The sequence below is a fragment of the Kitasatospora sp. NPDC034533 genome (assembly GCF_055575155.1).
The window spans coordinates 131,130-151,714 of the sequence record NZ_JBVITE010000016.1 but is presented as its reverse complement, the minus strand read 5'-3'; the positions used below and the strand labels follow the sequence as shown (position 1 = coordinate 151,714).

The 20,585-nt window shown below is 74.1% G+C and carries 20 protein-coding genes; 15 read left to right on the top strand and 5 right to left on the bottom strand.

Annotated elements, in window-relative coordinates:
* Positions 1-271 precede the first annotated feature (271 nt).
* Positions 272-1,276 (top strand): 2-hydroxyacid dehydrogenase, encoded by a 1,005-nt coding sequence (locus ACZ55U_RS14940; RefSeq protein ID WP_465526256.1) that lies wholly within the window; start codon positions 272-274, stop codon positions 1,274-1,276.
* A 259-nt stretch (positions 1,277-1,535) separates the two neighbouring features.
* Here the strand turns inward: ACZ55U_RS14940 and ACZ55U_RS14935 are convergent, their stop codons facing one another.
* The gene (locus ACZ55U_RS14935; protein WP_465526254.1) at positions 1,536-2,366 is read right to left on the bottom strand and encodes an NAD-dependent epimerase/dehydratase family protein; all 831 of its coding nucleotides are present in this window, start codon (positions 2,364-2,366) and stop codon (positions 1,536-1,538) included.
* Positions 2,367-2,568: 202 nt separating this feature from the next.
* On the opposite strand from ACZ55U_RS14935, the gene ACZ55U_RS14930 reads away from it, so the two are divergent.
* Both ACZ55U_RS14930 and ACZ55U_RS14925 read left to right on the top strand, forming a co-directional pair.
* Positions 2,569-3,576 carry a cytochrome c oxidase assembly protein gene (locus ACZ55U_RS14930; RefSeq protein WP_465526270.1) on the top strand — a complete coding sequence of 336 codons (1,008 nt, stop codon included), beginning with the start codon at positions 2,569-2,571 and terminating at the stop codon, positions 3,574-3,576.
* 175 nt (positions 3,577-3,751) lie between these two features.
* Complete coding sequence (locus ACZ55U_RS14925) at positions 3,752-4,339, top strand: YdcF family protein (RefSeq protein ID WP_465526252.1); 588 nt, start codon at positions 3,752-3,754, stop codon at positions 4,337-4,339.
* 84 nt (positions 4,340-4,423) lie between these two features.
* On the opposite strand, the gene ACZ55U_RS14920 is transcribed toward ACZ55U_RS14925, so the two are convergent.
* A complete protein-coding gene (locus tag ACZ55U_RS14920; protein WP_465526250.1) occupies positions 4,424-6,646 on the bottom strand; it encodes an NADP-dependent isocitrate dehydrogenase in 2,223 nt (740 codons plus the stop codon).
* 355 nt (positions 6,647-7,001) lie between these two features.
* On the opposite strand from ACZ55U_RS14920, the gene ACZ55U_RS14915 reads away from it, so the two are divergent.
* Together ACZ55U_RS14915 and ACZ55U_RS14910 are read left to right on the top strand one after the other, a co-directional pair.
* A complete protein-coding gene (locus tag ACZ55U_RS14915) occupies positions 7,002-7,313 on the top strand; it encodes an SAV_915 family protein (RefSeq protein ID WP_465526248.1) in 312 nt (103 codons plus the stop codon).
* A complete protein-coding gene (locus ACZ55U_RS14910) occupies positions 7,310-7,636 on the top strand; it encodes a hypothetical protein (RefSeq protein WP_465526246.1) in 327 nt (108 codons plus the stop codon). The genes ACZ55U_RS14915 and ACZ55U_RS14910 overlap by 4 nt, the downstream gene beginning before the upstream one ends.
* Before the next feature lie 111 nt (positions 7,637-7,747).
* Here the strand turns inward: ACZ55U_RS14910 and ACZ55U_RS14905 are convergent, their stop codons facing one another.
* Together ACZ55U_RS14905 and ACZ55U_RS14900 are read right to left on the bottom strand one after the other, a co-directional pair.
* Positions 7,748-8,011, bottom strand: coding sequence for a hypothetical protein (locus ACZ55U_RS14905; RefSeq protein WP_465526244.1), 264 nt, complete (start codon positions 8,009-8,011; stop codon positions 7,748-7,750).
* 149 nt (positions 8,012-8,160) lie between these two features.
* Entirely contained in the window at positions 8,161-9,039 is an 879-nt protein-coding gene (locus tag ACZ55U_RS14900) for an EamA family transporter (RefSeq protein ID WP_465526242.1), read from the bottom strand.
* A 281-nt stretch (positions 9,040-9,320) separates the two neighbouring features.
* On the opposite strand from ACZ55U_RS14900, the gene ACZ55U_RS14895 reads away from it, so the two are divergent.
* A complete protein-coding gene (locus tag ACZ55U_RS14895; RefSeq protein ID WP_465526240.1) occupies positions 9,321-10,241 on the top strand; it encodes a serine/threonine dehydratase in 921 nt (306 codons plus the stop codon).
* Positions 10,242-10,509: 268 nt separating this feature from the next.
* Positions 10,510-12,171 carry an APC family permease gene (locus ACZ55U_RS14890; RefSeq protein ID WP_465526238.1) on the top strand — a complete coding sequence of 554 codons (1,662 nt, stop codon included), beginning with the start codon at positions 10,510-10,512 and terminating at the stop codon, positions 12,169-12,171.
* Between the two features lie 56 nt (positions 12,172-12,227).
* Here the strand turns inward: ACZ55U_RS14890 and ACZ55U_RS14885 are convergent, their stop codons facing one another.
* Positions 12,228-13,949, bottom strand: coding sequence for an FAD-dependent oxidoreductase (locus ACZ55U_RS14885; protein ID WP_465526236.1), 1,722 nt, complete (start codon positions 13,947-13,949; stop codon positions 12,228-12,230).
* Between the two features lie 206 nt (positions 13,950-14,155).
* Between ACZ55U_RS14885 and ACZ55U_RS14880 the strand changes: the two genes are divergently transcribed.
* The 8 genes from ACZ55U_RS14880 to ACZ55U_RS14845 all read left to right on the top strand — a co-directional run bounded on the left by ACZ55U_RS14880 (position 14,156) and on the right by ACZ55U_RS14845 (position 20,177).
* A complete protein-coding gene (locus ACZ55U_RS14880) occupies positions 14,156-15,331 on the top strand; it encodes a SchA/CurD-like domain-containing protein (RefSeq protein WP_465526234.1) in 1,176 nt (391 codons plus the stop codon).
* Between the two features lie 27 nt (positions 15,332-15,358).
* Positions 15,359-15,787 carry a cupin domain-containing protein gene (locus ACZ55U_RS14875; RefSeq protein WP_465526232.1) on the top strand — a complete coding sequence of 143 codons (429 nt, stop codon included), beginning with the start codon at positions 15,359-15,361 and terminating at the stop codon, positions 15,785-15,787.
* Complete coding sequence (locus ACZ55U_RS14870; protein WP_465526230.1) at positions 15,784-17,040, top strand: beta-ketoacyl-[acyl-carrier-protein] synthase family protein; 1,257 nt, start codon at positions 15,784-15,786, stop codon at positions 17,038-17,040. The genes ACZ55U_RS14875 and ACZ55U_RS14870 overlap by 4 nt, the downstream gene beginning before the upstream one ends.
* 5 nt (positions 17,041-17,045) lie before the next feature.
* Positions 17,046-18,287, top strand: a complete 1,242-nt coding sequence (locus tag ACZ55U_RS14865) for a ketosynthase chain-length factor (protein WP_465526228.1) — start codon at positions 17,046-17,048, stop codon at positions 18,285-18,287.
* A 31-nt stretch (positions 18,288-18,318) separates the two neighbouring features.
* Positions 18,319-18,579: an acyl carrier protein gene (locus tag ACZ55U_RS14860; RefSeq protein ID WP_465526226.1), complete on the top strand. Its 261-nt coding sequence runs from the start codon at positions 18,319-18,321 to the stop codon at positions 18,577-18,579.
* A 1-nt stretch (position 18,580) separates the two neighbouring features.
* Positions 18,581-19,036: an SRPBCC family protein gene (locus ACZ55U_RS14855; RefSeq protein ID WP_465526224.1), complete on the top strand. Its 456-nt coding sequence runs from the start codon at positions 18,581-18,583 to the stop codon at positions 19,034-19,036.
* The gene (locus ACZ55U_RS14850) at positions 19,033-19,362 is read left to right on the top strand and encodes a TcmI family type II polyketide cyclase (RefSeq protein WP_465526222.1); all 330 of its coding nucleotides are present in this window, start codon (positions 19,033-19,035) and stop codon (positions 19,360-19,362) included. Before ACZ55U_RS14855 ends, ACZ55U_RS14850 begins: the two co-directional genes overlap by 4 nt.
* A gap of 290 nt (positions 19,363-19,652) precedes the next feature.
* Complete coding sequence (locus tag ACZ55U_RS14845) at positions 19,653-20,177, top strand: hypothetical protein (protein ID WP_465526220.1); 525 nt, start codon at positions 19,653-19,655, stop codon at positions 20,175-20,177.
* Positions 20,178-20,585 lie beyond the last annotated feature (408 nt).

Sequence of the window (20,585 nt, the reverse complement as noted above, 5' to 3'; positions counted from 1 at the left end):
CGCTCCCTCAAGCCCGAAAGATCATCGCGTCCAACGGCCACGGTCCTCGCAACTCCCACAGATCGCGGGTGTTGCGAGGACCGTTAGAACCCAAGCCCGCCCCGCGCGGTCCGGGGGCCTCCGCGCGTCCGGCAGGCGGTCGGTGCGTCCGGGGGGTCGGTGCGTCCGGGGGCCGGTGCGTCCGGCAGGCGCCGCTCGTCCGGTGGCCGCCGCGCCGCACCGCCCGCTAGCGTGGCCGCAGGAGCCGACCGGCCGACCGGAGGGAGCGGGCATGGAGATCCTCGCGTACGAGGTGCAGACGGACGAGCGGCCCCTGCTGGAGCAGGCCTTCGCCGGCCGGCACGGGCTGCGCTGCCTGGACATGACCCTCAACCGCGACACCGCCCCGCTGGCCGCCGGCTACCCGGCCGTCAGCAGCAGCGTCAACGCCGTCCTGGACGCCGAGACGCTCGCGGTGCTGGCGGCCGGCGGCACCAAGCTGGTCACCCAGCGCTCCACCGGCTTCAACAACATCAACCTCGACGCCGCCGCCGACCTCGGCCTCACCATCGCCCGGGTCTCCCAGTACAGCCCGTACGCCGTCGCCGAACACGCCTGGGCCCTGGCGCTGGCCGTCAACCGCCACCTCACCCGCGCCGCCCGCCGCTCCCGCGAGTTCGACTTCCGCCTCGACGGCCTGCTCGGCCGGGACGTCCACGGCATGACGGTCGGCGTGGTCGGCACCGGCAAGATCGGCGAGTGCTTCGCCCGGATCGCGGCCGGCTTCGGCACCCACCTCCTCGGCTGGGACATCGCGGAGAACCCGGCCTGCGTGGAGCTCGGCATGCACTACACCGAGCTGCCCGAACTGCTCTCCCGCGCCGACCTGATCAGCCTCCACGTGCCCCTGGTGCCGTCCACCCACCACCTGATCGACGGCGCCGCGCTGGCCCGGATGAAGGACGACGCGATCCTGATCAACTCCAGCCGCGGCGGCCTGGTCGACAGCCTCGCCCTGGTCGAGACGCTGCGCGCCGGACGGCTGTCGGGCGTCGGCCTCGACGTCTACGAGGAGGAGACCGGCGTCTTCTTCACCGACCGCTCCATCCAGGGCATCACCGACGACACCCTCGCCCGCCTCGTCACCTTCCCCCGGGTGCTGGTCACCAGCCACCAGGCCTACTTCACCCGCACGGCCGTCGGCCAGATCATCGACGCCACCGTCCGCAACGTCGACGACTTCGCCGCCGGACGGCGCGGCGAGAACACCCTGGTCCCGGCTCCCGTCCGGGGCTAGAGCGGCGTAGCCGAGCGGCTCGCGGCCCAGGGGGCCCGGGTGGGGCGTGCGCGGTGGACTCGCCGATGGGCCCTGGCGGGATGCCCCGGAGATTCCTCGCAGGCCCGGCACGGCCGGCCGGACAGGCCTCAAGCCGCCTGACCGAGCAGCTCGCGGTACCAGGCGGCGGCCTGCGGGAGGCGGGCGAGCGGGCCGGGGCCGGGAGGGCAGGCGGCGAGGTTCCAGATCCGCTCGCTGCGGTACCAGTGGTCGCGGGCGATCAGGCCGAACTGGCGCTCGGAGACCCGGCCGGGCGCGGCGGCCAGCAGGCGGCGGCATCCTCCCAGGGGACGGCCGGGCCACCGGGGGCGGACAGCAGGCCGAGGGCGTCCAGGGCGGCCAGCAGCTCGCCGCCGCAGACCGGCTCGGGGTGCGAGGCGTGGTGGACGCCGGGCGGGGCGGCGTGCTCGTCCAGGGCGAGCGCGGTGATCAGCCGGGCCAGGTCGCCGCGGTCGACCACGGAGAGCCGGGCGCTGCCGCCCTCCCAGCGGACCGGCACCCGGCGGACCAGCTCGGCCAGCGCGGGCACCACCCAGCGGTCACCCGTCCCGGTCACCAGCCCGGGGCGCAGCACGTACCCGCCGGCCGCCAGCGCGTGGGCCTCGCCGAGCAGCCGGGTGCGGCTGGCCTCGGACACCGGGGCCGGCGGCAGCTCGTCGACCTCGATGCCGGCGTGCGGGCCCTCCCCGTAGACGGCGGCCGTGGAGAGGTGGACGATCCGCGTGACCCCGGCCCGGGTGGCGGCCGTCATCAGCGCGGCGGTGCCCCGGTCGTTCACCGCCTCGCACTCCTCGGCTCCGCCGTCGACCCGGGAGGCGAGGTGCACCAGCACCCGGGCGCCCGCGCACAGGGCCGTGAGCGCCGCCGGGTCGGCGAGGTCGCCCGGCACCCAGTCGGTGCCCGGTGCGGCGTCCTGCGGCGGCCTGCGGGCCAGTGCCCGTGCCCGGACGCCGCGGGCCGCGAGGGCGTCCAGCACGGCGGAGCCGATGAAGCCGGTCGCCCCGGTCAGCGCGACCGCGGGGTGCGCCGCCCGTCCCTGTTCCGTCGCCATCTCCGAGCCTTCCTGCCGACCGGCCGGTCAGTCTAGCGATGCGGCGCCGTGGCGGGCAGCCACCCGTACGGAGGGGGTGGGGGGAGGGGCCGAGGTAAGGCCCGCCTAGGCTGTGTGCCAAGCAAAAAGGGGCGAACCGGACCCGCACCGGGACCACGAGGACGGAAAGCAGGACCCGCCGATGGGCGACGGAATGTCAGGAATGCACCACCACGGCGGGATGACCCAGCTAGGCCCGTTCACCTTGTCGAACGTCTGGACCTGGTCGCCGGACTGGGTGTTCCTGCTCGGCGGGCTGGTGGTCCTGGGGCTGTACGCGGCGGGCGTGGTCCGGCTGTACCGGCGCGGCGACCGCTGGCCCGTCGGCCGGATGGTCGGCTGGGTGGCCGGTGTCGCCAGCCTCCTGCTGGTCACCTGCAGCGGGCTGAACGACTACGGCATGGTGCTGTTCAGCGCCCACATGATCCAGCACATGGTGCTCTCCATGCTGACGCCGATCCTGCTGCTGCTCGGCGCGCCGATCACGCTGGCGCTGCGGGCGCTGCGCCCGGCCGGCAAGGGCCGTCCGCGCGGGCCGCGCGAGCTGCTGGTGGCGCTGCTGCACAGCCGGTACGTGCGGATCATCTCGCACCCGGCGTTCACCATCCCGATGTTCATCGCGAGCCTGTACGGGGTCTACTTCACCCCGTTGTTCGACTTCCTGATGCAGTACCGCGTCGGGCACGTCTTCATGATGGTGCACTTCCTGCTCACGGGTCTGGCCTTCTTCTGGCCGATCATGGGCGTGGACCCGGGCCCGCACCGCCCGGGCCACGTGATGCGGATCATCGAGCTGTTCATGGGGATGCCGTTCCACGCCTTCTTCGGCGTGGCGGTGATGATGGCGGCCCACCCGCTGGTCACCACCTTCACCGCGCAGGGCGCGCCGCCCGGGACGGACCTGCTGGAGGACCAGAAGCTGGCCGGCGGCATCACCTGGGCGTTCGGCGAGATCCCGACCGCGATCGTGCTGATCGCGCTGGTCTACCAGTGGATGGGCTCGGAGCAGCGGCACGCCCGCCGCCGCGACCGTTCCGAGGAGCGCACCGGTGACGCCGAGCTGGAGGCGTACAACGCCTACCTGGCCTCGCTCCACAAGCGCGACCAGCGCCCGGGTGCGGGGGCGGTCCCGCCCGCCGGGGCGGCGCCGGCCGCCGACGCCGTCGGCTGAGCAGCCCGCCGCCCGACACGGAACCCCCGTTCCCGGAAGCCCCTCCGGGAACGGGGGTTCCGCCGTTCCCGCCGCCCCCGGGGCCACCGTTCCCCGTACGAGAACCGTCGTTCTCCGCAGGAGAACGGTCGTTCCGCTCCGGAACGGTGGTTCCGTCGGATGCGTTCGAACAGACATGCACGTCCTGCTGACCGCCGCCGTCCTGCTCTGCGGGTGCGTCCTGCTCTGGCTGCTCGGCTTCCTCGGGCTGGCGCTGTACCAGCACCGGCGGCGCGTCCCCGCCGGCGCCGACTACCTGGTGGTCCTGGGCGCCGCGCTGGACGGCTGCGAACCCGCTCCCCCGCTGGCGGCCCGGCTGGACGCCGCGCTGGAACGCCTCGCCGCCGAGGAGGCGGCCGGACATGCCCCGCTGGTCCTGGTGACCGGGGGGAAGGGACCGCACGAGCAGTGCACGGAGGCCGCCGCGATGGCCCGCTACCTGGTCGCCCGGGGCGTTCCCGCCGGACGGATCCGGCGCGAGGAGCGGGCCGCGAACACCGCCGAGAACCTCCGGTTCAGCGCCGCCCTGATGGCCGCCGAGCGCCCCGGCTACCGGTGCACGGTGGTCACCAACGGCTTCCACACCGTCCGCTCCGCCCTCGCCGCCCGCCGGGCCGGCGCCCCGGCCGCCGTGCTCGGCGCGGACGGCCCGCTGGCGCACGGCCCGTACCTGCTGCTGCGCGAGGCCGTCGGCACCGCCCTCGCCCTGTTCGGCCGCGCCTGAGACCGGAGCGTCCGCACGGGAACGCCGAACGGCCCCGGATCCGCATCGGATCCGGGGCCTTCCGTCAGCTCAACCCGACCGGATTCAGCCGAGGTTGGCGAGCGCCTCGTTGAAGGTCTTCGACGGGCGCATCACGGCCGCGGCCTTGGCCGGGTCGGGCTGGTAGTAGCCGCCGAGGTCGACCGGCGACCCCTGGACGGCGATCAGCTCGTCCACGATGGCCGACTCCTGCTCGGTCAGCGTCGCGGCCAGGCCGGCGAAGGCCTGGGCCAGCTCGGCGTCGGCGGTCTGCTTGGCCAGCTCCTGGGCCCAGTACATGGCCAGGTAGAAGTGGCTGCCGCGGTTGTCGATGCCACCCAGACGGCGGCTCGGCGACTTGTCCTCGTTGAGGAAGGTGCCGGTGGCGCGGTCCAGGGTGTCGGCCAGCACCTTGGCGCGGGCGTTGCCGGTGCTGTCGGCCAGGTGCTCGAAGCTGGCGGCCAGCGCGAAGAACTCGCCCAGGCTGTCCCAGCGCAGGTAGTTCTCCTTGACCAGCTGCTGGACGTGCTTCGGGGCGGAGCCGCCGGCGCCGGTCTCGAACAGGCCGCCGCCCGCCATCAGCGGGACGACCGACAGCATCTTGGCGCTGGTGCCCAGCTCCAGGATCGGGAACAGGTCGGTCAGGTAGTCGCGCAGCACGTTGCCGGTCACCGAGATGGTGTCCTCACCGCGGCGGATGCGCTCCAGCGAGAACTTGGTGGCCTCGACCGGGGACTTGATCTCGATCTGCAGGCCCTCGGTGTCGTGCTCCGGCAGGTACCGCTTGACCTTCTCGATCAGCACCGCGTCGTGGGCGCGGGTCTCGTCCAGCCAGAACACCGCCGGGGCGCCGGTGGCGCGGGCGCGGGTGACGGCCAGCTTGACCCAGTCCTGGATCGGCAGGTCCTTGGTCTGGCAGGCGCGGAAGATGTCGCCCGGCTGGACGGCCTGCTCCAGCACCACGTTGCCCTCGGCGTCGACCAGGCGGACGGTGCCCGCGGCGGCGATCTCGAAGGTCTTGTCGTGCGAGCCGTACTCCTCGGCCTTCTGGGCCATCAGGCCGACGTTCGGCACCGAGCCGATGGTCGCCGGGTCCAGGGCGCCGTGGGCGCGGCAGTCGTCGATGACGGCCTGGTACACGCCGGAGTAGCTGCTGTCGGGCAGCACGGCGAGGGTGTCGGCCTCCTTGCCGTCCGGGCCCCACATGTGGCCGGAGGTGCGGATCATGGCCGGCATCGAGGCGTCGACGATGACGTCGCTCGGCACGTGCAGGTTGGTGATGCCCTTGTCGGAGTCGACCATGGCCAGGGCCGGGCCCTCGGCCAGCTCGGCCTCGAAGGAGGCCTTGATCTCGGCACCCAGGTGCGGCACGCCGTCCAGGCCGGCCAGGATGCCGCCGAGGCCGTTGTTCGGGTTCAGACCGGCGGCGACCAGCACCTCGCCGTACTTGGCGAAGGTCTTCGGGAAGAAGGCGCGGACCACGTGGCCGAAGATGATCGGGTCGGAGACCTTCATCATGGTGGCCTTGAGGTGCACCGAGAACAGCACGCCCTCGGCCTTGGCGCGGGCGACCTGCGCGGCCAGGAACTCGTTCAGGGCGGCGGCGCGCATCACCGAGGCGTCGACGACCTCGCCGGCCAGCACCGGCACCTCCTCGCGCAGCACGGTGGTGGTGCCGTCCTCGCCGAGCAGCTCGATGCGCAGGGCGCCGTCGGCGGCGATCACGGCGGACTTCTCGGTGGACCGGAAGTCGTTCTCGCCCATGGTGGCGACGTTGGTCTTGGAGTCGGCCGTCCAGGCGCCCATGCGGTGCGGGTGGGTCTTGGCGTAGTTCTTGACCGACAGCGGGGCGCGGCGGTCCGAGTTGCCCTCGCGCAGGACCGGGTTGACGGCGCTGCCCTTGACCTTGTCGTAGCGGGCGCGGACGTCCTTGTCCTCGTCGGTCCGCGGGTCGTCCGGGTAGTCCGGCAGGGCGTAGCCCTGGGCCTGGAGCTCGGCGATGGCGGCCTTGAGCTGCGGCACCGAGGCCGAGATGTTCGGCAGCTTGATGATGTTGGCGCTCGGGGTCTTGGCCAGCTCGCCCAGCTCGGCCAGGGCGTCGCCGATCCGCTGCGCCTCGGTCAGACGCTCCGGGAAGCTCGCGATGATCCGGCCGGCCAGGGAGATGTCACGGGTCTCCACCCGCACACCCGCCGTCGAGGCGTAGGCCTGGACCACCGGCAGGAACGAGTAGGTCGCCAGGGCCGGAGCCTCGTCGGTGTGCGTATAGATGATGGTCGAGTCAGTCATCGGTACTCCGCTTCACGTCTCCAACGTCTTGACGTCAAGATATCTCGTCACGGGCCTCCGGCTCCACCTCCCCCCGTCCCGGAGCGCACGGCGGCCCCGGGCGGGCGCTCCGCGGGCCGTCCGGGGGCGGCGGCACGGGCCAACCTCCACGGTCGTCCGACGAGGGACGGGAGGCAAACCGGGCGCCCCCTCGGGGCGGTGCCGTCCACCCGGGTGAGCCGAACGTCAGGAGTGCGTCAACGCCCGGCCCCATTCGGTCAACGCCGCGTCAGGACCGGCGACACCCCGGCCGAGCCGCCCTAGCGTCGAGGACGTAGTTCCGGCAGGCACCACCACCCCACTCGGGAGCACCCGCATGGCCCGCGCCGTCTGGCACGTTCCGGTCACCTCCACCGGTACCGGAAGCACCACCGCACTCCGCCTGTTCCGCCTGCGCGACGGCCGCCGCTGCGCCGTCGGATTCTCCAGCCCCGAGGCCCTCGCCGCCCTCCTCGGCCCCCGGCAGGCCCACATCGAGCTCGGCGAGCCCGCCCTCCGTGACCTCACCGCCCCGCTCGGCATCGACACCCTGGTCCTGGACCCCCGGCTGGTCGCCCCGCCCGTCGACGCACCCGTCGCGCCGCCGGCCCCGGACCCGGCCCCGGCCGCTCAGCTCCAGCACCGGTGACCGCCCCGCTACGGCTCGTCCCGGACGGTCCGGCACCCCAGGGGCCGCCCGGGGCCGACCGGGCCCTGCACGCGATCGCCCGGATCAGCCACGGGCCCGTCCCGCTCGACTTCGACCGCCTCGCGGCGGAGTTCCCGGCCGTCCGGAGCGGTCTGGCGCTGGCCGGCGAGGCGGACCTCGAACTGCGGCTGGCCTGCACCGGCCCTGACGAGTTGCGGACGATCGCCGCCGCCCTGCACCGCGCGGGCGCCGCCAGGGTGCGCATCGACCTCGTGCTGCGCGCCCTCACCCCGGCGCCGGTCACCCTGCGGCCGGTGCCGTGACCGGCGCGGCGGGGTAGCGGCGCGACGGGGTAGCGGCGCGAGGGGGTAGCGGCGCGGCGGGGTAGCGGCGCGACGGAGACGGCGAAGAGCCGGGGAGCCGTTCCGCGGCGCTCAGTCCTCCTCGCCGGGGCGGGGATCCGGGTTGACCGCCTGGCCGTCGACGGGCTGGCCCCAGTCGTCGTCCCCGACCGCGTCGGCGCAGTAGCCGCTGCCCTCGACGTGGCCGCCCGCGTCGCGGCACTGGTCGGCGGTGACGTCCCGGCGCCCGCCGGCCGCCGCCGGTCCGGCACTGGCGACCACGGCTCCGACGGCGGTGGTGAGCAGGAGGACGGAGGCGGTCGCGGCGGCCACCCGGGCCGGGAGTGAGCGGTTCATGCGGACCACCCCAGCACGCCGCCGGGCCTCCGGCGACCACACGTCGCCCGCCCGGGTGGCCGCCGCTCCCGCCCCGCGCCCCGGGCCCGTCACCGGCGCATCCGGCGCATCCGGCGCGGCGGCGGGCCCTGGGGCGCCGGCGGCGTCCCCTACCCGCGCGCCAGCGCCGCGATGGCCGCCAGCAGCAGTACCGAGCCCACCACCAGGCCCGCCGTCAGCGGCTCGCCCAGGAACAGCACGCCGATCACCGCCGCCGTCGCCGGCTCCAGCAGGAGCAGCACCGCGGCCGTCGCGCCCGGCACCACGGTCAGCCCGGTGAAGTACCACCGGTAGGCGAACAGGGTGGGCACGGTGCCGAGGAAGAGCAGCGCCGCCGCGGTCACCGCCGGGTCCCCGGCCGTCGGCAGGACGCCCCGGGGCCCCGACAGCGCCGCGAGCGGCAGCAGGCAGAGCAGGCCGGCGGTGAAGGCGCCGGTGCCGGCCCGGGCGGAGCCGCCGCCCCGGGCCCAGAGGGTGAGGCCGCTCTGGCCGACGCCCGCGAGCACGGCCAGGGTGACGCCGAGGGCCGGCCGGGGGCCGGCCGCCGGGGCGGCGACCAGCAGGGCGAGGCCGGCCAGGGCCAGTGCCACGGCGGCGACGGCGTGGCGGGTGAGGCGCTCGCCGAGCAGCAGGTGGGCGCCGAGGCTGGTGAACACCGGGCCGGCGCCGATGGTGATCAGGGTGCCGAGCCCGAGGCCCGCGTAGTGCACCGAGCCGAAGTAGGCGCACTGGCTGAACGCCAGGCCGAAGCCGGTCAGCGCGGCGGGGCGCCACCGGACGGCGCCCCGCGCGCCGCGGGGCCCGCGGCTCGGCAGCAGGGCCAGGCAGAGCGCCGCGACGGCGAAGCGCCAGCAGGAGACGCCCGCCGGGCCGAGCCCGCTGCCGCGCATCAGCAGCGCGGACACGGAGCCGCCCACGCCCCAGGCGACGGCGGCGGCGGAGATGGACAGGAGGCCGCGCCGGAAGGGCACGGCGGCGTACGTGGTCATGCGTCGGTACTCCACGATGAGTTGCCGGTTCTGGTCCGCTGGGTACGCGGGCGGCAGTCATCGCCCCGGCCGCGGGCGGTTCCCGTCGGGCCGGAGTGGGTGGAGTGGGCCGCCCGCTAGCGGGCCGGCGGAGCGAGGATCACGAGACGCACCCGACCAGGCTACGCCCGCCCGGCCGCCCCGGGAGAGCGTGATCTTCCGCTCACCCGTCACCGGCCGTACCGTCGCCTTGGCCGGGCCCGGAACGGCGCGGCGCACCCTCGACGAAGGAGCGAAGACCCATGGACCAGCTGACGTACGCCGAGGTCGAGGCCGCCGGGAAGCGGATCGCCGGGCGGGTGCGCCCGGTGGCGGTGGCGCCGGGGGACGACGGCGGGCGCACCTGGCTGGCCCTGGAGTTCCTCCAGCACACCGGCAGCTTCAAGGCCCGCGGCGCGCAGAACTTCCTGCTCGCGCACGCCGGGGCGGGCACCCTCCCGGACGCCGGGGTGACCATCGCCTCGGGCGGCAACGCCGGGCTGGCCTGCGCCTGGGCGGCCCGTCGACTCGGCGTCCGGGCCACGGTGTTCCTGCCCGAGACGGCCTCCCCGGTGAAGCTGGCGCGGCTGCGCTCGTACGGCGCCGAAGTGCGGCTGGTGGGCCGGGAGTACGCGCAGGCGCTGACGGCCTGTGAGGAGTTCGCGGCCGGCAGCGGGGCGCTGTCCTCGCACGCGTACGACCATCCGCTGATCGCCGCCGGTGCCGGGACCGTCCTGGCGGAGATCCGCGCCGCGGTGCCGGGGCTGGACACCGTGGTGGTGTCGGTCGGCGGCGGCGGGCTGTTCGCCGGGGTGGCGGTGGCGGCCCGCGAGCACGGCGTCCGGGTGCTCGCCGTGGAGCCGGCCGGCAGCCGCGCGCTGAACGCCGCCCTGGCCGCCGGCCACCCGGTGGACGTCCCGGTCGACTCGGTCGCCCAGGACGCACTGGGCGCCCGCCGCGCCACCGCCCTCGCGGTGGACGCCGCCGCGCACGGGGGCGTCCGCTCGGTGCTGGTCGACGACGGGGCCATCGTGCGCGCCCGCCGGCAGCTCTGGGCGGACCGCCGGATCGCCGTCGAGTACGCGGCCGCCACCGCCCTCGCCGGCCTCGGCCAGGCGGAGGGCGAGCGGGTCGCCGTCCTGCTCTGCGGCGCCAACACCGACCCGTCCGATCTGGCGGAGTGACGGCACTCCGCTGTACGGAGGCCACTATTCCCATCGACGAATAAACCGTCTATCATGCGGGCCCACCTCAACCGGCCGGAATTCCCGGGTAATCGATCGAATACGTAAGAGACCGGAAGGGACCACGGCCCCTACCTGCAAGGACGTCCAAAGAAGAATGTAAATATTCAGTAATGAAATCTGTGCACGGGGCGCCGATAAGTCCTACTGTGTGGCAACTCTCATCGCTCCGCCTACCCCGGAGCCCCCACCCACAGAGAGATCGTTCATGGCTTCCCTCAACCAGATCTCGCCGCCCGACCAGGGCACCGGTTCCTCATCCGGTACCCCCCACCGGACCATGCGCCGCCACGTCGGCCTCATCGGCCTCATGTGGGCCTCGGTCGGCTCGATCATCGGCTCCGGCTGGCTGTTCGGCGCGAAGGAGGGCGTCGTGGCGGCCGGCCCGGCCGCCGTCCTGTCCTGGGGCATCGGCACGGTCGCGATCGTGCTGCTCGCGCTGGTGCACGCCGAGCTCGGCAGCATGTTCCCGGTCTCCGGCGGCACCGCCCGGTACCCGCACTACGCCTTCGGCGGCCTGGCCGGCATGTCCTTCGGCTGGTTCTCCTGGCTCCAGGCGGCCACCGTCGCACCGATCGAGGTCGAGGCGATGATCGGCTACGCCCGGCACTGGCACTGGGCAGAGGGCCTGCTCAACGACAACAACACCCTCACCGCCAGCGGCTTCGCCGTCGCCACCGTGCTGATGACGGTGTTCGTCGCGGTGAACTTCCTCGGGGTGCGCATCCTGGCCCGCACCAACAACATCGCCACCTGGCTGAAGATCTTCGTCCCGCTCTTCACCATCTTCGTGCTGGCCGTGACCAACTTCCACGGCTCCAACTTCACCTCGCACGGCTTCGCGCCGTTCGGCGCCAAGGGCGTGCTCGCGGCGATCAGCACCAGCGGCATCATCTTCGCCCTGCTCGGCTTCGAGCAGGCCATCCAGCTCGCCGGCGAGAGCCGCAACCCCAAGCGCGACATCCCCCGGGCCGTGCTCGGTTCGGTCGTCATCGGCAGCCTGATCTACACCCTGCTCCAGGTCGTCTTCATCGGCGCCCTGCCGATCAGCGCCTTCGCCAACGGCTGGGACAAGCTCGACTTCCCCGGCATCGACGGCCCCTTCGCCGGCCTGGCCACCGTGGTCGGCCTCGGCTGGCTGGCCTGGGTGCTGTACGCCGACGCCGTGATCTCCCCCGGCGGCAGCGGCCTGATCTACACCACCTCGACCTCGCGCATCTCCTACGGTCTCAGCCGCAACGGCTACGCCCCGCAGCGTTTCGAGGAGCTGGACAGGAACGGCGTGCCGTGGTTCGGCCTGGTCATCGCCTTCGTCACCGGCGTGATCTGCTTCCTGCCCTTCCCGAGCTGGCAGGAGCTGGTCGGCTTCATCACCTCCGCCAGCGTCCTGATGTACGCCGGCGCCCCGCTGGCCTTCGGCGCCATGCGCCGCCGGCTGCCCGACCACGAGCGCCCCTACCGGCTGCCGCTCGGCGAGCTGATCTCCCCGGCCGCGTTCGTGGTCTCCAGCCTGATCATCTATTGGTCCGGCTGGCACACCCTCGCCCGGCTGGGCATCGCGATCGTGCTCGGCTACGTCCTGCTCGGCGGCTACGCCGCGTACGCGATCAGGAAGGGCCTGCCGAACGCCCCCCGGCTGAGCTGGAAGTCCGCCCAGTGGCTCCCGCCCTACCTGGTGGGCCTCGGCGTGATCTCCTGGCAGGGCGGCTTCGGCGACGGCGCCGGCCACCTGCCGATGTGGTGGGACATGGCCGTGGTGGCGGTGTTCTCGGTGGTCATCTACTACTGGGCGATCCGGGTGGCGCTGCCCGCCGAGGCGATCGAGCAGGAGATCGCCGACGTCGAGGTGGTCGACGAGGGCGGCCACTGAGCACCGACGACGACAGGAAGGGCCCGCCGTGCGACCGGCGGGCCCTTCCGCGTGTCTCAGAGGCCCAGCACCGTCCGCAGCGCCGTGGTGAACTCGGCCTCGGCGTCCTGCGCGGGGCCGGCCGATCGCCAGGCGACGAAGCCGTCCGGGCGGACCAGCACGGCGCCCTGCGGGCCGATGCCGTGCAGCGCGGCGAAGTCCGTCCCCGGCTCCGGGGCCAGGTCGTCCTCCGGGCCGTCGCCCACCCGGTAGCCGTCCAGCGGGACGGCCAGCCGGTCGGCGGCCCGCCGGGCCCCCTCCTGCCAGTCGACGCCGCCGGGGCCGGTGAGCAGCACCATCGCCTGCTCGTACAGGTCCAGGGTGGAGAGCTTGACGCCCGCGCGCCGCAGCCACTGGTGCGGGGCCCGGCTGCCCGGCTCGCCCGTCGACTCGAACTGCTCGGGGACCACCGGACCGTCGCGGTCCGCGCCGATCACCGCCCCGACCGGGTAGCGGTAGCCGAGCGCCACCGCCAGCACGCCGGCCTGCCGGCCCACGCCCGGCGCCACCGCGTAGCCCGGGTGGCTGTGCTCGGCGGAGCGGGCCGAGGCCCGCTCGCCGGTCACCTTCGCGACCGGCCGGCGCTCCTGCCCGTACGTCTCCAGCAGCCGCGGCCCGGCCCAGCCGCACAGCACGGCGGCGATCTTCCAGGCCAGGTTGTGGGCGTCCTGGATGCCGGTGTTGGAGCCGAACGCGCCGGTCGGGGACATCTCGTGCGCCGAGTCCCCGGCGAGGAAGACCCGCCCCACCCCGTACCGCTCCGCCACCCGCTCGGCGGCGTGCCAGGGAGCCCGGCCGGTCACCTCGACGTCCAGTTCCGGCAGGCCGACGGCGGTGCGGATGTGACGCTCGCAGCGCTCGTCGGTGAAGGCCTCCAGCGGCTCGCCGTGCTCGGGGTGCCAGGGCGCGTGGAAGACCCACTCCTCCTGGTTGTCCACCGGCAGCAGCGCGCCGTCCGCCTCCGGGTTGGTCAGGTAGCAGGCGATGAAGTGCCGGTCGCCGACCACCTCGGCCAGGCGCTTGGCCCGGAACGTGATGCTGACGTTGTGGAACAGCTCGCCCTTGCCGGTCTGGCCGATGCCCAGGCGCTCGCGGACCGGGCTGCGCGGGCCGTCCGCGGCGATCAGGAACTCCGAGCGCACCACCCGTTCCTCACCGCTCTCCCGGCTGCGCACCACCGAGGTGACGCCGTCCGCGTCCTGCTCGAAGGAGAGCAGCTCGGTGCCGAAGCGCAGGTCCCCGCCGAGTTCGCGGGCCGCCCGGCGCAGCACCGGCTCCAGGTCGTTCTGGCTGCACAGGCACCAGGAGCTGGGGCTGAACCGGGCCAGCCGGCCGCCCGGGTCGATCTCCCGGAACAGCCACTCCTGCTCGGCGCCGGTCAGCGAGGGCGCCTGGAGGATGCCGTGGTTGGGGGCGAGGACCGAGGCCGCCTCGCGGATCGCCGGCTCGATCCCGGCCACCCGGTACAGCTCCATGGTGCGGACGTTGTTGCCGCGCCCGCGCGGGTGGTGCGAGGTGTCGGCGTGCTTCTCGACCAGCAGGTGCCTGACCCCGAGCCGACCGAGGAAGAGGGCGGCCGACAACCCGACCAGCGAGCCGCCCACGATCAGGACCGGCACCCGGTCGTCAACCTTCGGATTCATCAGTTGCTCCACCCTGTCCGGTGATTGCGCGGCCCGGCGACTGGGCTCGGCGCCGCCCTCGACGGGCCCGCTCGACCGGGGGCCCCGCTCTTCCATCCCCCGCCCGAGGGGGCCCCTGCCGCTCCTTCGCCCGGATGGCCCGCAAATCTCGCGCCGCGCCCGGTGCGCCGCCCACGATCGACCTCAGGCCTGGCGCCGACTGCCCGGCCGAACCGCCGTCGCACCGCCTCCCAGGCCGGGGAGCACCCGCCGGGCGCGGCCGACACGGCCCCCAGCGTGCGGCCCTGAGCAGAAAGTGGATCATGACAACTCTGTCCGAACCCCAGCCGAAGCAACAGGACGAGGCCGACACCCGGCTGCGGGTCGTGCTGATGCTGGAGATCCAGGACGGCGCCCAGCAGCGCTTCCTCGACGTGTACGAGCAACTGCGCCACCAGGTGGCCTCCGTCCCCGGCCACGTCAGCGACCAGCTGTGCCAGTCGATCAACGACCCGCGCCAGTGGCTGATCACCAGCGAGTGGAAGGACCAGGAGACCTTTCTGACCTGGGTGGACAGCCCGGCCCACCGGGAGATGGTCAAGCCGATGCACGGCTGCGTCAGCGACAACTTCACCTCGCTGCGCTACGCCGTGCTGCGCGAGACCTCGGCGGCCGGTTCGACCGGCACCCGGGCCCCGATCGAGGTGCCACCGGGGCTGCCGCGCACCGTGCCCGCCGGGCACGTCGGCCCGCCCAAGGCCGAACCGGGACCGGACGGGGTGGTCCGCCACGCGCTGACCTTCACGGTCAAGCCCGGCAGCGAGCCCGAGGTGGCCCGCATCCTCTCCGGCTACGCCTCCCCCCGGGCCGAGGTGGACCAGCACACCCGGCTGCGGCGCACCTCGCTGTTCATGCTCGGCAACCGGGTGGTGCGCGCCGTCGAGGTCATCGGCGACCTCGGCGACGCGCTGCGCCACGTGGCGATGCAGCCCGAGGTGCGGGCCGTCGAGGAGGCGCTCAACCCGCACCTGGAGGAGGCCCGGCAGCTGGGCGACCCGCAGGCCGCCCGGGCGTTCTTCGCCAGGGCCGCGCTGCCCGCCCGTCACCAGGCCATCGCCAGCTCTCCCGCCTCCGCCCGGCTGCACCGGCACGCCGTGCTCTACCCGGTCCGTCCGGGCGGCGGGCAGGCGGTGGCCGAGCTGCTGGCCGAGCACGACAACCTGGCCACCGCCGACCCGACCGGGCCGGTCGCCGCGGCCACCGTCTTCCACCGGGAGGACGTGGTGGTGCGCCTGGTCGACCTGCGGGTGCCGGCCGAGGCCGACCCGGCGGCAGCCCTCGGGGTGGCCGACGACGGGCAGGCGGCCGTGCTCGCCGGGCTGCTCGACCTCGGCCCCCAGGGCGACCTGCGCACCGTCGCCGGGCTCGGCGCCTTCCTCGCCGCCCGCTCCATGACGCCCGTCACCGACCGCCGGTCCGCCGACCCGATCAACAACTGACGTTCCGCCACCCCACGGGAGACCTCCATGACCACGACGCAGTACCCACGGATCGTCAGCGTCCACGAGGCGCCGGAGAACCGCCGCCACGGCGCCGAGCTGCGCACCATGCTCACGCCGACCAGCTGCGGCGCCACCAGCGGCTTCACGGGCCTGGCGATCGTCAAGCCCGGCGAGCGGATCAACGAGCACTACCACCCGTACTCCGAGGAGTTCGTGTTCGTCGTCTGCGGCGACCTGGAGGTGGACCTGGACGGGAAGACCCACCCGCTCAAGCCCGACCAGGGACTGATGATCCCGATCAACATGCGCCACCGCTTCCGCAACGTCGGCGACACCGAGGCCCGGATGGTCTTCCACCTGGGGCCGCTCGCCCCGCGGCCCGACCTCGGCCACGTGAGCACCGAGGAGGGCGTGACCTCCGGCCCGCCGGAACACGTCAAGGCGGGCTCGTGACCCGGCGCGTCGCCGTCACCGGGATCGGTGTGGTCGCGCCCGGCGGGGTCGGTGTCCCGGCGTTCTGGGACCTGCTGACGGCCGGCCGCACCGCGACCCGGGGCATCACGCTCTTCGACCCCGCCGGGTTCCGCTCCCGGATCGCCGCCGAGGTCGACTTCGACCCGGCGGCCCACGGGCTGGGCCCGGCGGACGTCCAACGGGCCGACCGCTACGTGCAGTTCGCGATGGTCGCGGCCGACGAGGCGATCGCCGACGCCGGTCTGGACCTGGCCGCCGAGGACCCGTGGCGGATCGCCGTCTCGCTCGGCACCGCCGTCGGCGGCACCACCCGGCTGGAGCACGACTACGCCCTGGTGAGTTCGGCCGGAGCGCGCTGGGACGTGGACCACCGGCGGGCCGAGCCGCAGCTGCACCGGGCCTTCGCCCCCAGCACGCTGGCCTCCGCGGTGGCCGAGCGGACCGGCGCGCACGGCCCGGTGCAGACCGTCTCCACCGGCTGCACCTCCGGGCTGGACGCGATCGGCTACGGCTTCCAGGCGGTCGAGGAGGGGCGCGCCGACATCTGCGTCGCCGGCGCCTCCGACTCCCCGATCTCGCCGATCACCGTCGCGTGCTTCGACGCCATCAAGGCCACCAGCGAGCGCAACGACGACCCGCAGCACGCCTCCCGGCCCTTCGACGCCGACCGGGACGGCTTCGTGCTCGGCGAGGGCGGCGCCGTCCTGGTGCTGGAGGAGCTGGAGCACGCCCGCCGCCGCGGCGCCCGGATCTACGGCGAGATCGGCGGCTTCGCCACCTTCGGCAACGCCTACCACATGACCGGCCTCACCAAGGAGGGGCTGGAGATGTCCCGGGCGATCGACCACGCGCTCGCCCACGCCCGGGTGGACCGCACCGAGGTGGACTACGTCAACGCGCACGGCTCGGGCACCAAGCAGAACGACCGGCACGAGACCGCCGCGGTCAAGCGCTCGCTGGGCGCGCATGCCTTCGAGACCCCGATGAGCTCGATCAAGTCGATGGTCGGGCACTCGCTCGGCGCGATCGGCGCCATCGAGGTGGTCGCCTGCACCCTGGCACTCGCCCACGGCGTCGTCCCGCCGACCGCCAACTACGAGACTCCGGACCCGGAGTGCGACCTCGACTACGTGCCGCGCACCGCGCGCGAGCTGCCGCTGAGCCACATCCTCTCGGTCGGCAGCGGATTCGGCGGATTCCAGTCCGCCGTCGTGCTCAACAGAACGGGGTGAGTTCCATGACGTCACGTCAGCAGAACCGCCGGGCGGTGGTCACCGGCCTCGGCGTGGTGGCTCCGAACGGCGTCGGGGCCGACGCCTTCTGGAAGGCCACCAGGCAGGGCGTGAGCGTCCTCGACCGGATATCCCGCGAGGGCTGCACCGAGCTGCCGCTCCGGATCGCGGGCCAGGTGAACGGGTTCGACCCGCAGTCCGCGATCGACAACCGCTTCCTGGTGCAGACCGACCGTTTCACGCACTACGCGATGGCCGCCGCCGACCTCGCGGTGACGGACGCCGGGTTCCGGCCCGACCCCGAACAGCCCTACGGCGTCGGCGTGGTGACCGCGGCCGGCTCCGGCGGCGGCGAGTTCGGCCAGCGCGAACTCCAGCAACTGTGGGGCCAGGGACCGAAGTTCGTCGGCCCGTACCAGTCCATCGCCTGGTTCTACGCGGCCAGCACCGGCCAGATCTCGATCCGCGGCGGCTACAAGGGCCCGTGCGCGGTGGTGGCCAGCGACGAGGCCGGCGGGCTGGACGCCCTCGCGCACGCCGCCCGCACAATCGAGCGCGGCACCGACGCGGTGGTGGTCGGCGCCGCCGAGGCCCCGCTGGCGCCGTACTCGATGGTCTGCCAGCTCGGCTACCCCGAACTGAGCCTGGCCGAGCACGCCGACCGGGCGTACCTGCCCTTCACCGCGCAGGCCTGCGGCTTCTCGCCCGCCGAGGGCGGCGCGATGCTGCTGCTGGAGGACGAGGAGGCGGCCCGCCGGCGCGGTGCCCACGTCCGGGCGCGGCTGGCCGGGCACGGCACCACCTTCACCGGGGCCTCCCGCTGGGCGGAGTCCCGGGAGGGGCTGGCGGCCGCGATCCGGATCGCGCTGGACGACGCCCGCATCGCGGCCGAGGAGGTCGACGTGGTCTTCGCGGACGCCCTCGGAGTGCCGGCCGCCGACCGGGCCGAGGCCCTGGCCCTGGCCGACGCGCTCGGCCCGGCCGCCGAGCGGGTCCCGGTCACCGCGCCCAAGACCGGTACCGGGCGCGCCTACTGCGGCGCCCCGATGCTCGACGTGACCGCCGCCGTCCTCGCCATGGAGGACGGCGTCCTGCCGCCCACCCCCAACGTCACCGAGGTCTGCCACGACCTCGCCCTGGTGACCGGCCGCGCCCGTCCGGCCGAGCTGAACACCGCGCTGGTGCTCAGCCGCGGGCTGATGGGCTCCAACTCCGCGCTGGTGCTGCGGCGCGGGGCGCGGCCCTGACCCACCCGTCACTCCTCCGAAGGGACACCCCGTGAGCAACACCCTCAGTTATCCGGAACTCGCCGCGCTGCTGGAGGCCCGGGCCGGCGTCACCGTCGACCCCGGCGACCTGGAGCGGCCGGGCGCGCAGTTCGAGACGTTCGGCGTCGACTCGCTCGGCCTGCTCGGCGTGGTGGGCGAGTTGGAGAACCAGCACGGCCTCAAGGTCACCTCGGGCGCCGAGTCGGCCAAGACCCCGGCCGAGTTCCTGCAGTTGGTCAACGCCTCCCTCGCCACGAAGACTGGAGCCTGACGTGCCCGGACACACCGACAACGAGATCGTCATCACCGCTCCGCTCGACCTGGTCTGGGAGATGACCAACGACCTGGAGAACTGGCCGCAACTGTTCAGCGAGTACGCCTCGGTGGAGGTGCTGGAGCGCGAAGGCCCCCGCGTGCGGTTCCGGCTCACCATGCACCCGGACGAGAACGGCCAGGTGTGGAGCTGGGTCTCCGAGCGCACCACCGACCGGGACTCGCTGTCGGTGCGCGCCCGGCGGGTCGAGCCCGGCCCGTTCGAGTTCATGGACATCCGCTGGGAGTACGCGCAGGTGCCGGCCGGCACCAGGATGCGCTGGATCCAGGACTTCGCCATGAAGCCCACCGCCCCGGTCGACGACGAGGGCATGACCAGTCACATCGACCGGAACTCGAAGATCCAGATGCAGCTGATCCGGGAGAAAGTCGAGAAGCGGGCGGCGGAGCTGTGACCGGCGTCCACCGGGCGCTGATCGTCGCCCGGATGAAGCCCGAGGCCGCCGCGGACATCGCCGAGGTGTTCGCCGAGTCCGACCAGGGCGAGCTGCCGCACCTGATCGGCGTCACCAGCCGCAGCCTCTTCCAGTTCGGCGACGTCTACCTGCACCTGATCGAGGCCGACCGGCCGCCCGGCCCGGCCGTCGCCAAGGTCGTCGGACACCCCGAGTTCCGCACCGTCAGCGACCGCCTGACCGCCTACGTGCAGGCCTACGACCCGGCCACCTGGCGGGAGCCGAAGGACGCGATGGCGCGGGAGTTCTACCGCTGGGACCGCTGACCCGGCGGCTCCCGATGGGCCCGCCCCCGGCCGTGCGCCGGGGGCGGGCCCACGCGTGCCCGTGGCACGGACGGCCGCCGCGCGCGCGGGTTCACCCGGATCCCTCGCCCAGCCGGGTGGACACACCCGGGACTCCACCCGAAGGGATCACTCCCCGTACCGACGCTGCCACGCTCCGGTGGCAGGCGGCCGCACGGTGGTTGACGTTGGATCAGGCGCCTCCTCCGCGAGTCCCCTTGCCCGGCACCGTGCCGGCAGTCGCGGTCCTGTGCGCCGGAAGGATCATCCTCATGCGTTCTGCACGCACGCTGCTCGCCGGCGCGGCCGTCGCCGCCGCGCTGACCGTCGGTACCCCCATCGCCTTCGCCGACGGCGCCGCCGACCAGGGCAAGAACCTGACCTGGCAGGAGAAGCAGGACAAGCCCGAGCGGAGCTCCGACAGCTCCAGGATCAACGACGACAGGAAGGGCGGTGCCTCCGAGGAGCACAAGGGCTCCGACGACCGCAAGGGTTCCGACGACCGCAGGGGCGGCGACGAGCACAAGGGTTCCGACGAGCACAAGGGCGGCGACGACCGCAAGGGCGGCGACGAGCACAAGGGCTCCGACGAGCACAAGGGCGGCGACGACCACAAGGGCTCCGAGGCCAGGGACGAGGACCACAAGAGCCCGCACGGCGGCGTGCACACCGGTGGCGGCGGCCTGGCGCTGTCCGGTGGCGGGCTCGCCTCCGGCGCGGTGCTGCTGCTCGGCGGCCTGGGGGCCGGCGCGTACGCCCTGCGCCGCGGCCGCCGCTCCTCCGGCGCGGTCGCCTGACGCCTGACGCCCTGCTACCCGCCGCCCCCGGGCGCCGCCCTCCCCCCGTACGGGGCCGGGCGCGCCGGGGGCGGCGGACCGTCGTGGAACCGGTCGAGCGGAGGAGAGGAATGACGGGCGGTCCCGCCTCTGGAATGCCCCGGCTGCTGCGCGCGGGGATGGCGGCGGCAGCGGTCGGGCTGCTGCTGATCTACAACTCGGTGGACACCGGGCCGGACTCCGGCACGGCGGAGGGCCAGCCCGCTCCGCCGTCCGCCGCCGCGCCGGCCCTCCCCGGGCCGTCGGACGCCGGCGGGGGGGGGGGGGGGGGGGGTTTGGGGGGGGGGGGGGGGGGGGGGAGGGGGGCGAAGAACCCCAATGTAGGGGTGTCAGGGAGGCCAGGGAAGAGAGTGGGGCCAAAGCGAACCC